General features: G+C 35.0%; 20 protein-coding genes. All 20 read right to left on the bottom strand.

Annotated features, from left to right (window positions below):
• Nucleotides 1-19 precede the first annotated feature (19 nt).
• A complete protein-coding gene (locus ACM9HF_RS16095; protein ID WP_473611246.1) occupies nt 20-580 on the bottom strand; it encodes a dienelactone hydrolase family protein in 561 nt (186 codons plus the stop codon).
• A 42-nt stretch (nt 581-622) separates the two neighbouring features.
• Complete coding sequence (locus tag ACM9HF_RS16090) at nt 623-934, bottom strand: isochorismate lyase (protein WP_473611242.1); 312 nt, start codon at nt 932-934, stop codon at nt 623-625.
• 62 nt (nt 935-996) lie between these two features.
• Nucleotides 997-1,359 (bottom strand): VOC family protein, encoded by a 363-nt coding sequence (locus tag ACM9HF_RS16085; protein ID WP_473611238.1) that lies wholly within the window; start codon nt 1,357-1,359, stop codon nt 997-999.
• Between the two features lie 38 nt (nt 1,360-1,397).
• Entirely contained in the window at nt 1,398-1,865 is a 468-nt protein-coding gene (locus ACM9HF_RS16080) for an OsmC family protein (RefSeq protein ID WP_473611234.1), read from the bottom strand.
• 41 nt (nt 1,866-1,906) lie between these two features.
• On the bottom strand, nt 1,907-2,119 hold the full coding sequence (locus ACM9HF_RS16075) for a DUF3565 domain-containing protein (RefSeq protein WP_473611231.1): 213 nt from the start codon (nt 2,117-2,119) through the stop codon (nt 1,907-1,909).
• A gap of 42 nt (nt 2,120-2,161) precedes the next feature.
• Nucleotides 2,162-2,365, bottom strand: coding sequence for a hypothetical protein (locus tag ACM9HF_RS16070; protein WP_473611228.1), 204 nt, complete (start codon nt 2,363-2,365; stop codon nt 2,162-2,164).
• 372 nt (nt 2,366-2,737) lie between these two features.
• Entirely contained in the window at nt 2,738-3,193 is a 456-nt protein-coding gene (locus tag ACM9HF_RS16065) for a RidA family protein (RefSeq protein ID WP_473611224.1), read from the bottom strand.
• 60 nt (nt 3,194-3,253) lie between these two features.
• Entirely contained in the window at nt 3,254-3,880 is a 627-nt protein-coding gene (locus tag ACM9HF_RS16060) for a LysE family translocator (protein ID WP_473611221.1), read from the bottom strand.
• A 229-nt stretch (nt 3,881-4,109) separates the two neighbouring features.
• A complete protein-coding gene (locus tag ACM9HF_RS16055) occupies nt 4,110-4,418 on the bottom strand; it encodes a DUF1272 domain-containing protein (protein WP_473611218.1) in 309 nt (102 codons plus the stop codon).
• A gap of 59 nt (nt 4,419-4,477) precedes the next feature.
• Nucleotides 4,478-4,912: a DUF2214 family protein gene (locus ACM9HF_RS16050; protein WP_473611215.1), complete on the bottom strand. Its 435-nt coding sequence runs from the start codon at nt 4,910-4,912 to the stop codon at nt 4,478-4,480.
• A 35-nt stretch (nt 4,913-4,947) separates the two neighbouring features.
• Nucleotides 4,948-5,184 carry a hypothetical protein gene (locus ACM9HF_RS16045; RefSeq protein ID WP_473611211.1) on the bottom strand — a complete coding sequence of 79 codons (237 nt, stop codon included), beginning with the start codon at nt 5,182-5,184 and terminating at the stop codon, nt 4,948-4,950.
• Nucleotides 5,185-5,283: 99 nt separating this feature from the next.
• Entirely contained in the window at nt 5,284-5,688 is a 405-nt protein-coding gene (locus ACM9HF_RS16040; RefSeq protein ID WP_473611208.1) for a GFA family protein, read from the bottom strand.
• Between the two features lie 42 nt (nt 5,689-5,730).
• Entirely contained in the window at nt 5,731-5,994 is a 264-nt protein-coding gene (locus ACM9HF_RS16035) for a hypothetical protein (protein WP_473611204.1), read from the bottom strand.
• A 92-nt stretch (nt 5,995-6,086) separates the two neighbouring features.
• Nucleotides 6,087-6,584 (bottom strand): hypothetical protein, encoded by a 498-nt coding sequence (locus ACM9HF_RS16030; protein ID WP_473611201.1) that lies wholly within the window; start codon nt 6,582-6,584, stop codon nt 6,087-6,089.
• Nucleotides 6,585-7,168: 584 nt separating this feature from the next.
• Entirely contained in the window at nt 7,169-7,720 is a 552-nt protein-coding gene (locus tag ACM9HF_RS16025) for a DUF7010 family protein (RefSeq protein ID WP_473611197.1), read from the bottom strand.
• Nucleotides 7,721-7,734: 14 nt separating this feature from the next.
• Nucleotides 7,735-8,433, bottom strand: a complete 699-nt coding sequence (locus ACM9HF_RS16020) for an aspartate/glutamate racemase family protein (RefSeq protein ID WP_473611193.1) — start codon at nt 8,431-8,433, stop codon at nt 7,735-7,737.
• A 34-nt stretch (nt 8,434-8,467) separates the two neighbouring features.
• The gene (locus tag ACM9HF_RS16015) at nt 8,468-9,124 is read right to left on the bottom strand and encodes a Bax inhibitor-1 family protein (RefSeq protein ID WP_473611189.1); all 657 of its coding nucleotides are present in this window, start codon (nt 9,122-9,124) and stop codon (nt 8,468-8,470) included.
• A 29-nt stretch (nt 9,125-9,153) separates the two neighbouring features.
• Nucleotides 9,154-9,552: a hypothetical protein gene (locus ACM9HF_RS16010; RefSeq protein WP_473611185.1), complete on the bottom strand. Its 399-nt coding sequence runs from the start codon at nt 9,550-9,552 to the stop codon at nt 9,154-9,156.
• Nucleotides 9,553-9,705: 153 nt separating this feature from the next.
• The gene (locus tag ACM9HF_RS16005) at nt 9,706-10,512 is read right to left on the bottom strand and encodes an FRG domain-containing protein (protein ID WP_473611181.1); all 807 of its coding nucleotides are present in this window, start codon (nt 10,510-10,512) and stop codon (nt 9,706-9,708) included.
• Between the two features lie 123 nt (nt 10,513-10,635).
• Complete coding sequence (locus ACM9HF_RS16000; RefSeq protein WP_473611176.1) at nt 10,636-11,289, bottom strand: flavin prenyltransferase UbiX; 654 nt, start codon at nt 11,287-11,289, stop codon at nt 10,636-10,638.
• Nucleotides 11,290-11,297: the final 8 nt, after the last annotated feature.

Raw genomic sequence — 11,297 nt, 5'->3', positions numbered from 1 at the left:
AACTTGTATGACTGATTGTTTAAGTAAGTTGCTCGCAAAGCCAACCGGTATAAGTTCTGTACGCTTGTTCGTTAAAATTTACTGAGTGTCTATTCATAAACCCGTGATAAAAACTGCAACGTTTAATTGACACCTTTGACAGCTTTTTAAGTTTTCCTTGTAAATCGTCTACATCAAAATGCTCTTCTTTTTTAGGAAGAATAACCGTACTTTTAATTTGAGGCTGAATATCAAGCAAATGCCGAATTTGTGAACCGTAAAAGTAAATAGCGTGTTCTACGCTGATATTATTTTTAGCAGATAGCGCCCAAAGTGCTGACGCGCCAACGCTAAAGCCAATAACGGTAGTATCTTTTTGTGAGACGAGTATTGAATGTAAATGCTGTGCGTATTGTTCAACACCTACGTGTTTAACAAAATAAGCATAGGCTGTCGCTTCATCTTCAAAGCTCATCTGCTTACCTTGATAGGGATCAACAATATTAATTGCAGCTCCTGAACTAACTGTTAATGTTGCCACAAACTCTTTTAAAGCAGGTGTAATACCAAAAATGTCAGTAACTATATAGATGGCTTTCATATTTAAACATATACCTTAAACATTAACTTAAGCACTGGTCGACTAAGATCCTTGTTTCCACTTATCCATTTCTTCATTAATAAAATGGTTAACAAGATCACGGTACATTTTTTCTATCGCGTCAGGACTTAAGCCTTCTTTTTCAGCCCACACTCTACGCTGCTGTAACATTGATGAGAAACGTTCGGGAGCACGAACAGATGTTTCCGAAGTTTTAAATTGTGCGGCAGACTTAACGTATTGGAAGCGGCGTCCTAACAAAGCAACAATGGTTTGATCTATAACGTCAATTTCAGTACGTATATCGTCCATCCCCTTACATTGCTGTGGTGATAACGTTTCTTTATATTCCATGAGTTTTTTGTCCTTTAGGTTTTCAATCGAGCTGTTTCAAGTAAAAATACTAGCTTAGCAAGTTAAAGCTGACCCCACACGGCAAATTCATTACCGCTTGGTTCTGTAAAATGAAATCGTTTTCCGCCAGGGAATTCATAAGTGTCTTGTGTAATAACACCACCCGCTGCTTTTATTTTTTGCTGTGTGCTATCTAAATCGTTACTGAATAGAACGATAAGTGCGCCACCTTTTGCTTGCACACTTGCCCCTTCCGCTTTAAAAAAACCACCATCTAAACCTTGATGATTAAACGCTGTGTATTCAGGCCCAAAATCTTGAAAGCTCCAGCCAAATGCTTCTTCGAAAAAGGCTTTCGTGGCATTAAGGTCGTTAGCTGCAAACTCTACATAATTAATTTTTTCGTGATTCAGGTTATTTGTCATTATGCTTTCCTTGTTTAGTTGAGCTGTATTGGTAATGTTTACTCTACAATTTCAGTAACTATCTCAGCTTTTACTGAGTTAGCAATAAAACATTGCTGATGTGCTTGGTGATGCATTTTTTCTAATAATTCATAGGCTGGTTGAGTATGCGCGGCAAAAACCACTTTAGGCTTTAAAGTGACTTTAGTTATAGAGATATTGCCTTGTGTGTCCTTTTCCATAATACCTTCAGCTTTGTCTTCATAGCTTTCAATAACAAGTTTGTTTTTTGCGGCAATAGAAAGAAAAAATAACATATGACAACTTGAAATTGAGGCAATAAACGCTTCTTCAGGATCAACATTAGCTTCAACTGAATAAGGCAAAGGCACAACATGAGGAGACGAAGATGCAGGTACTGTTACACCACCATCAAACGACCATGTATGGCCTCTGCTGTATTTGTTATCTATATAAACTTCATCATCGCTTTTCGACCAGTTGATTTGCGCAAAATATACCGACATACTTTATTCCTTATTACAAAAAGCTTTACTGTTTTTTAGCGCTAAAGTACCTGATAATCAAGTGGTGCGCCCTCATCGCATTTTTTACAATTAAGCTCATGACCGATCATAGACTTGCGCCCTGTTAAGGTTTCAACCCAAGGTCGGTTTGTCCAAGGAGGATTATGCCGAACATGTTGAAAATGACCGCAGTTGAGCCTTGCTACCCAATGATTTTCATCGTCTTTGTGATAGTCAGCTATTTCTCTATTCACTTTGCACCCTAATTTAATACTTTGTATTCTAAAAATAATAACTTACGGTATAACCACATCTTCTTTCGCAGCTAAGTAAACAACGTAAATAATACCCAGTACAGGAATAACCGAAAAAACAAAACCAAGTAACGCCGACTTTATTGGTGTTAGTGTTTTGCGCTTACCTAGTACATAACTAATCAAACCTATAACCACCATAAAGATGAATACGGCTAGTCCCATTTGGGTGAGTGTGAAATTCATATTTTCTCCTTTTCTTTATATCGGCTATAAATACACTAAACTCACAACCTTTACAATTTGTAAACTCACCTAAAAAACATACCTAACCTGATGTGATGAAGAGAGTAGTCCAGATACCTCTGACAAACTAAAAGCCTATATCATGTTAGGTTCGGGTGTAGATCAAGTTACTCGCGTAAAAATAGCGACTAGGAGAGCGTTAGCTTTATTTAAGAGTTAAATAAGTTGAATATTTAACATGAGTTTCGAGCTATTAAAGACGCTAAACATGCTGATTGAGGTAAATACCAATTTCGTTATTAGCACTCATTAATGAATAAGAATGATTAATTCATTAATGAGTACAGTATCGGTTGCCTTAAAACTAACTTATTAGTTTTTAGCTGCAATACATTCGATTTCTATTTTTGCATTAAAGGCTAAGCCACTCACTGCAAAGGTACTTCTCGCAGGATAAGGTTTAGCAAAAAAGTTGCTATACACTTTATTAAATTCACCAAAATCGGCAATATCAGCCAGCATTACCGTACACTTAACTACATCATTTTTTGAATAACCGTATGATGCTAATGTCGCATTTATATTTTCTAACGTTTGTTTAGTTTCAGCTTGAATACCGCCTGAAATCAACTTCTCCGTGTTGTTAATTAATCCAATTTGCCCTGAAAGAAATAATGTAGAACCAACACGAACAGCCTCAGAAAAAGGTAAATTATGTGTAGCCTCTTTAGGATTTAAAAATTCAACTGTATTTTTAGCTAATGCATGTGATGGAATTGCTATTAAGGTAGCTGTTACAAATAACATTTTTTTTAATGTGTGTTTCATTTATTAACCTTTTGTATAAGTGTAGGGTGTAAAAATAAAAAGCTTAAATTGGCTATATTACTATTTTTCTACTGTCGCCATTTTCAGTCCTGCAAAAATAAGCATAGCGCCAGCCGAGCGATTAATGATTTTGATAATAATGGGCTTAATAAACTTACCTATCGATTTAAAGCCTAAATAGCCATAAAGCGAATAGCACGCTAAATCTAACATCAACGTTATCAAACACAAAATAACAAGTTGAGGAATAATAGGATTAGTAATATCAATAAATTGCGGCAATAAAGCAGAAAAATACAAAAGCGCTTTAGGGTTAGAAATTTCTAAAATAAAACCTCTCAAAAATATTTTGTACGCTTTACTCTCGAGTTTTTTAGAAGAATTTATACTTAATGGGCCAGATTCACTAAAAATAGCACCAAAGCCTAAATATAAAAGATACGCCACACCTATCCATTTAATGACAGAAAACAAAGTATGCGATGCAATAATAAGCGTAATAATACCCGTTGCCGACAACACAAAAAATACAATATTAGCGGTTGCAATACCCAATATAACTAATGCTGATTTTTTAAAACCATTCGATGCTGCTTCAGCTGTAACAGCAATAGCTGCAGGGCCAGGTGATAGTACAACTACAAGCGTAGTCATAAAGAAAAGCAGCAAGGTTTCGAGTGAGATCATCGGTTATCCTTCATTAATTTTAAATGTATACAGACGAATAAATGAATTTACAGATTTTATTGAATTAACACTAGAAAATTAGAAAAAAGATAGTTAAATGAAGAAAAACTTCAAAAAATTTTATACCTTTACTACGCATAACTATAAAGGTACAAAACTTTATTTACATGACTTTACATTCGGGTAATAAAATTTATCGCTATAAATATTGAATGTTCCCCATCAATGGTTACCTATCTTCAGGCTTAATATCTTTAACAAGATCAGAAAAGCCTGATATTTCAGCTTCGCTTAATGTGGTATTCACTCGTTTGGTTGAAGCGCCTTGATACTGAAGGCTTACCCCTTTTCTGCGATCTTGGGTAGGTCGAATAGGCCTAGCAGAAAACCCGCCACCACAATTAGGACAAACATTTTTTAAAAGGTTATCAACACAAGTTCTACAGAAAGTACATTCATAGGTGCAGATACATGCTTCAGTCGATGCAGGTGGAAGATCTTTATCGCAGTTTTCACAATTTGGTCGTAGTTCTAGCATAAGATACTGCCCTATTATCACTTAACTGTTTACATTAATTAATGTTAATTCGTATCAAATTAATAACTGCCAACACCTCTAGCCATACTCGTTGCTAAAAAAGGCATAACCACTAAAAGTGTTAATTCAACACGAAGAATAACAACAATATACTTGGGTATTTCAATATATTCAGCCGTTGTTTTTCTATTACGTAAAAAATAATACGTAGGAAATACTGACAATATTCCGATAACCACAAATAAGGTAACTTTTAAATGAAACACCCAGTTAGCGGTATAAAACTCTTGCGGCTTACCTACAACAAACCATAAAAGTAACCCACCAGTAAGTGTCATTACGGCACCTAAACCGTATATTCCATCAACAGTAACAAGCTTTTTAAAGGTTTTTAAATCCATTTGTTTCGATATTAATAAATGCTCTGCCACTAACGCAGACACCAGTGTAAAAATACCTAAAAAGTGTAAGGTTCTAACAAGTATATCTTCCATAATAATCCAATTAATTTAGTTTTATACGATAAGACTTAATCTTCGGCTAACGCTTCAAATGCTTTCTTTTTTTCTTCCATAAAGTCTTGCATTGCTTGTGGTTGTTGCATCATCACCATCACTCTTTGCATCGCTTCCATATGATCAGGGTCTTGTTTTTGAAACATTTCCATACCGTGTGCTTTGCTTAGCTCAACAATATCTTCAAAGGTATTACCTTGAAACTGTTTATCGCAAGCGCCGCCTAACTGTTTACATGTCATGGTTTTCATTTTAAATCCTATTACTTCAATTACGGTTACAAAAACATTTAAAAGATATGCTATTAAAAAACGAGTAATACCTCAATGGTATTAATCGCTTTGGCTTATTTATTCAGGAAACTTAGAAAATTGCTTCGCATGAATCGCTTTATCGTACCATTGGGCTTTTTCGTCACAAAAAATATTATCTTGCGCTTCAATATTCGGCGTACCATCTAAACAACCAGCAGGCACAACAAGCGCTTTTCCTGAACCAGAAAGATACGGAACACCACTGCCACATTCAGTACAAAAAGCGCTTGATATAGATCGATTGGGTACGTCGTAACGCTTTATTAGGTTTTCACCTTTTAGCCATTTTATTTTGTTTGGAGCAATAAACAAATTAGACGCATGCGCAGAACCAGTTACTTTTTGACATTGAACACAATGGCATAAATGAAATTGCGTAAAACTATTTTCACATTCAAATACAATGCTTTCACACAAGCAACTTCCAGTAACTATAGACATATACTCTCCATAACAAAGATAAAATAGAATAGTTTACAGAAGCTATTCGCTTTTGAATACTTTACAAATAAGTTTAGATACAAAGTAAGAAACACTAAAACCAATAACCACATATAAAATAACTAATGGCATTTCAAATCCTGTTGTATAAAGGCTACCATCACTTAAAATACATTGGCCTTTTTCAAATTTAAATACGCCGCCCTGCTCAATACAAGGAGTAATTAGCAATACATCGTTAACTTTCCAAATAACTAATAAGCTAAAAAATACACCTATAAACTTTGCTATCGCACTTTTATTCATAACAACCTAAACACTACCTATCATTTAAGTTTGTGTTATATCACAATTTAAGTATCAATAAGATATTGGCGTATTTTTTAATTCGTCTTTACTTAGCTTTCATCTGAAACTTTTTTTAACCACTTAGCAACATCATTACCTAAAGTATTTACGCATCGAGCAAGCACAGAGCAAGAGCTTTTAAAACCTCCTGCAAAACCTCCACTTGAATTACGCATACCACGATACGAATCTACAAGCTTGCCATCTTGATAAAGTTTAGCCTCAATAGACACCGACTTTCTATGTCCGATAAAGGCATTTCCGCTACTTGATGCATTAACAATTTCTAATTGTAGTGTTTGCTCTTTATTAGATTCATCAAGCTCAGGTTCAAGTTTTACAGACCAACCATTTTTTTCTAAATATTTTTTAGTTGAAGTTGAAAACTGCGCTCCTAATTGTGTGCATTCATTAATAATATTAGATTGAATAACTTTCTCATCATAATATTGAGCAACTTCACTCACATTAATCGCTTTATCGTTTGCTACGGCATAAAAATTACACGCCAATAATACGCTACCTACTACTATATTCTTAGTCTTCATACTATCCCTTCTACATTGTTTAAATTAAAAATTAACGTCCTTTGTAATATCTATACCCGTTACCAATCAAGATGCGTATTTCAGAGTGCTTGAGCGATATCAATTCAAGGCAATGTTTTGTAATAATGGTTGTTCCCTTATAAAATGCATTAACGACGAAGTGATTTTGCTCAAGCGCTTCTTCGATGGGTCTAAAAACAATTTATGCTTCGTTATTAACTTTAGTCAGGTTCCTACACGGATGTAGGACATTAGGGTAACGCAGGAGCAGTTACCGAGAATAACCATAACGTAAACTTAATGCCTTGCCTAAATTGTTTTTAGTTCCCACTGAAACCTGCATCTTGAATGGTTACGGGTATATAATATTAAAGACTTGATTCGTACTTATGTTTTTCCAAACATCTTACAGGAAAATACTGAGAAAAAGCAGCGAGTGCTACCCTATATTTGTCTTGGTAGAGAAGTTGTTGATGATCCGAAGTATAACCCCAATGAGTTGATCATTGTTTATGCCTATAGCCAGTTATAGTCTAACGATACACATGATATCTCAGGCTAAATTTGTGGAGCTCCCTCAGTATTTAAGCTACATCATTATTCTTCAACGTTCTAACGCGTATATAAATAACCAGAGCAAACAGCAGTTCAACTAAACCACCAGTAATGCCACCAACATAAACAGAAGACTTTAGAAAAACTAAAAGCATAGCGGCTATCACTAGGCATATACTGAACACCCAAAAAACACGTGAACCATATAGGGTATTAAACGTTAAATACCTGCCTGCAATCACCATCAACATAGCAGGAAAAAACAACTCCAGTTTATAGAACGCCGCAGCTACGGCTACGGGAATTGAAAGCAACATCCAGAATGTTCCTTCAATCGCAAGTGTAGCTAAAGGATTATCTTTATGATGCTTACCACTTCTCCCCAAAAGTTTACATAAAAGCACAGAGAGCGGAAATATCAACATTCCGCCAAATATCAAGGTTAAAATCCCAGTCATGGGTTTAAAAACAAGCGCAGCTATACCTGCAATCAACCACACAGAGCCAGAAGAAACAACACCAGGAACACCATCAAAATAAGCATTTCTCATATCTTTTTGCGCATCAATAATTGAAATCATTTTTAACTCCTAAACTATTTACCTTTAACAACTAACTCAACTGCACTCGCTGCATGAATCTCAGTTGTATCGTACAAAGGTACATCAGTGTCTTTTTGCTGAATCAATAAAGCAATTTCGGTGCACCCTAAAATGACCGCTTGAGCACCTTGTTCAAACAAGTTATTTACAATCGCTATATATTGCTCTTTCGAGTCAGGCTTTATTTCACCTTTGCAAAGCTCGTTATATATCACGTTATGAACTATGGTGCGTTCATCATCATTTGGCACAACGACCTTTATGCCAAACTTATTTATTAAACGGCTTTTATAAAAATCTTGCTCCATAGTAAAGCGAGTACCAAGTAAACCTACTTTAGTAACACCGTCAGACACTAATTTGGCTGCCGTGGCATCGGCGATATGAAGAATAGGAATTGAAATATTGGCTTGAATTTCATCCGCTACTTTATGCATGGTGTTAGTACAAATTAATAAAAAATCTGCGCCACCGGCTTCAACCGACTGCGCAGCTTTAGTTAAAATAAGCGCAGTTTCTTTCCACTTACCAGCATGTTGTAGTTTTTCAATTTCAGCAAAATTGACACTGTATAAACATATTTTTGCTGAAGATAAGCCACCAAGAGCAGACTTAACGCCTTGGTTAATGGCTTTGTAATAGCTGGCTGTTGATTCCCAACTCATTCCGCCTAACATGCCGATTGTTTTCATAATAATTTTCGCTTAAGAAAAGAATTCTTTAAAACTACTTTCTACCTAAAATACGTAATATACGTAAAAACAAATTAATAATATCCATATATAATGCAGCTGCGCTGTCTATCGCATTATCATAAGTTTTAGGTATAGCATTTGCTCTAGCCCAATCGTAGCCAATATAACCACAAAATATTATTGCTACCGCCCAATCTAAAATTCCATGATGTGTATTAAAAATAAAAACCATAATAAGTTCTACAACTATCACACTAATCAAAGCTACGGTAAGTCCGCCGATTATTTTATTGAAAAACGCCGGATACATAGAACCTAGAAGCATCATTACAAAGGTAACTAAACCTGTCACTCGTATCGCTTCTTGTACAATATCAGGATTGTATTGACTCACCACTAAGTTAATAATTAAACCAAAAGGCACAACAACAAAGTTATAACCAACAAAACTAACAACAGGACTATTTGATTTTTTAAAAAGATATATACCAAAAAAACAAGAAGCGAAGTAACCAATAAAAAATATGATCGGATTTACACTACTAATAGACTCAGGTGAAATACTTTGCACCATTAGCCAGTTAACAAAAAAGCCCCATATTAAGGTTAAGCCGATAACAAAGTTATAAGTAGAGGCGCTTATAATTTCATCATCTGTTTCTGTTCGTTTAAATACATCTACTTCCATTCTAAAATTCCTTTAAATTAATTTTTCGTTTATAACTTCCAGCTTATTTTATTTCTTAATTCTTCAACTAACTTAACTTTGGCACCTGCTACAGCAAAATAAACAAACGTTTGCTTTTCAATAGCTACACATTTTATTGCCGCACGATTTTTATTAAAGTTGCCGTAAACATAGTCACCGTTTTTAATAACAGAAGTGAAGCCTAAAGAGGTAAGAATACCAACGCCTTTATTAGCACATTGGGCAGGCGTTTCATTTAAAACTTTATGGCTAGACCATAACTGCGGAGTATATTCTTTTTGAACAGGAACATATTGAATGCTTGTTTTGGTAATAACGTCTGGTTCAGTAATCTTATCAGAGTTACTCGAACAACCAGATAGAAGCATGATAGTGATAATGGTAATTTTTTTGATATGACTCTCCATGTCGTTAAGCTTAAATTATATCTATATAATTATTAGGTTATAAGTCTTTTACTTACTCTACAATATTTTAAACATCCAATTTTTTCATTACTATATAAAACACACTATTAAAATGTAGAATATTAACAAACTAAAAGTATAATGTAGTAAAAGTCAATTGTTATGTATCTGTTTAAAAATCATATCTGGCTTTTCGTTAGCCCATTCTCTTGTTAATTTACGACATAAAGAATCTAAATCTTGATAAATAGATTCTTCATTGATTCCAAGTTCGGACAAAACGTCCAGCATACAATTTTTAGAATTAGACTCATCACAAACATTAATTCTCACAACATCATCTTTCATAATTTCATTGATTGAGGATACGTTAGTTCCATGGACTGTGAAGCATCCTTTTTGGGATGCTATCCTACGAGAATGATAATTTGCTTTAATTGCAATAGGGAGTTCGGGAGTACGCATATCAGGTTTATTCTTCAAGTTGGGAGGTAAGTAACAGTCTAAATTTATATCATTGCTATCTGAAGTAACTGTACGGTTATTCATAATTGCAGGACAATACAATCTACGTTGATTTATACTCAAATCATTTAAGGAAAAAGGATTTATAGCCCAAACTGTGCTCGATTTATTATTTATATCAGAAGACAAACTAAAATATAAAGCAACTAGAGCTGATTCAGTCCAATCTAACAATCTCGTGGGCAAACCATGGTGTTGCATCAAAGAAAAAATCTCCCATGCATTTAAAACACTATTATTCGTATAACTTTTATAAGCCTCTAAAAAACCATGCTCTAAATTCCCTTCATGCAATGATAAACCTCTCCAGATAATACCTGGCACCAATAAATGTTGAGAACTAGGAACACCTCTAAACCATAAGTTTTCTGCCACTCTAATTCTTTCAATACAACTTATGTACTCAGAAATACTAGAAATTGAATATTCTTTCAAATGCTACTCCTTGCCTATAACCCTTACCATTTATTGGTTTGCAAAACACACTATTCCTACAAACCACTCAAAACCAATATTAAATATATTTCATTTAAATATCAGCAAGTATAAATACATCACTCAACCACGCTGATATCCCCAACGCGGCATAATTTTTTGATCAATACCAATATGATCAAGCATTCTACCTACCATAAAATCGATTAAGTCGTTTATTGATTCAGGGTTGTGATAAAAGCCCGGTGACGCAGGCATTATAGTTACGCCCATTTGCGACAGGGTTAACATGTTTTGTAGGTGAATGGTTGAATATGGGGTTTCGCGCGGAACTAAAATAAGCTGTCCGCGTTCTTTAATTACCACATCGGCTGCACGTTCTATTAAGTTATCGCTCATGCCTTGGCTAATGGCGGCAAGTGTTCCGGTTGAACACGGGCAAACCACCATAAGTTTAGGTGCTGCTGATCCTGAAGCTACGGGCGAGAACCATTGCTCTTTACCAAATACGATAATTTGCTCGGGCTTACCTTTAAATTTGTCGATAAAAAATTGGCTAGCGGCATCGGGAGATGATGGGACTTTCAGCCCTACTTCGGTATCAAATACCACTTTAGCGGCACTCGAACATAATAGGTAAATTTGATAATTGGCTGCCACTAAACATTCAATAAGACGCAGCGCGTAAGCTGAGCCTGATGCACCTGTTATGGCTAAGGTGATTTTTTTATCAAAGGTTGTGTTGTTTATTTTATCTTTTTCGGTGGCTGAACTCATTGTATAAA

Source organism: Colwellia sp. RE-S-Sl-9 (assembly GCF_048296855.1).
Classification (GTDB): domain Bacteria; phylum Pseudomonadota; class Gammaproteobacteria; order Enterobacterales; family Alteromonadaceae; genus Pseudocolwellia.
This window is presented reverse-complemented; position numbering and strand designations above follow the sequence as displayed.

Coding starts and splice junctions, on each gene's coding strand:
- ACM9HF_RS16095 (WP_473611246.1), bottom strand. CDS start 580: ATGAAAGCCATCTATATAGTTACTGACATTTTTGGTATTACACCTGCT.
- ACM9HF_RS16090 (WP_473611242.1), bottom strand. CDS start 934: ATGGAATATAAAGAAACGTTATCACCACAGCAATGTAAGGGGATGGAC.
- ACM9HF_RS16085 (WP_473611238.1), bottom strand. CDS start 1,359: ATGACAAATAACCTGAATCACGAAAAAATTAATTATGTAGAGTTTGCA.
- ACM9HF_RS16080 (WP_473611234.1), bottom strand. CDS start 1,865: ATGTCGGTATATTTTGCGCAAATCAACTGGTCGAAAAGCGATGATGAA.
- ACM9HF_RS16070 (WP_473611228.1), bottom strand. CDS start 2,365: ATGAATTTCACACTCACCCAAATGGGACTAGCCGTATTCATCTTTATG.
- ACM9HF_RS16065 (WP_473611224.1), bottom strand. CDS start 3,193: ATGAAACACACATTAAAAAAAATGTTATTTGTAACAGCTACCTTAATA.
- ACM9HF_RS16060 (WP_473611221.1), bottom strand. CDS start 3,880: ATGATCTCACTCGAAACCTTGCTGCTTTTCTTTATGACTACGCTTGTA.
- ACM9HF_RS16055 (WP_473611218.1), bottom strand. CDS start 4,418: ATGCTAGAACTACGACCAAATTGTGAAAACTGCGATAAAGATCTTCCA.
- ACM9HF_RS16050 (WP_473611215.1), bottom strand. CDS start 4,912: ATGGAAGATATACTTGTTAGAACCTTACACTTTTTAGGTATTTTTACA.
- ACM9HF_RS16045 (WP_473611211.1), bottom strand. CDS start 5,184: ATGAAAACCATGACATGTAAACAGTTAGGCGGCGCTTGCGATAAACAG.
- ACM9HF_RS16040 (WP_473611208.1), bottom strand. CDS start 5,688: ATGTCTATAGTTACTGGAAGTTGCTTGTGTGAAAGCATTGTATTTGAA.
- ACM9HF_RS16035 (WP_473611204.1), bottom strand. CDS start 5,994: ATGAATAAAAGTGCGATAGCAAAGTTTATAGGTGTATTTTTTAGCTTA.
- ACM9HF_RS16030 (WP_473611201.1), bottom strand. CDS start 6,584: ATGAAGACTAAGAATATAGTAGTAGGTAGCGTATTATTGGCGTGTAAT.
- ACM9HF_RS16025 (WP_473611197.1), bottom strand. CDS start 7,720: ATGATTTCAATTATTGATGCGCAAAAAGATATGAGAAATGCTTATTTT.
- ACM9HF_RS16020 (WP_473611193.1), bottom strand. CDS start 8,433: ATGAAAACAATCGGCATGTTAGGCGGAATGAGTTGGGAATCAACAGCC.
- ACM9HF_RS16015 (WP_473611189.1), bottom strand. CDS start 9,124: ATGGAAGTAGATGTATTTAAACGAACAGAAACAGATGATGAAATTATA.
- ACM9HF_RS16010 (WP_473611185.1), bottom strand. CDS start 9,552: ATGGAGAGTCATATCAAAAAAATTACCATTATCACTATCATGCTTCTA.
- ACM9HF_RS16000 (WP_473611176.1), bottom strand. CDS start 11,289: ATGAGTTCAGCCACCGAAAAAGATAAAATAAACAACACAACCTTTGAT.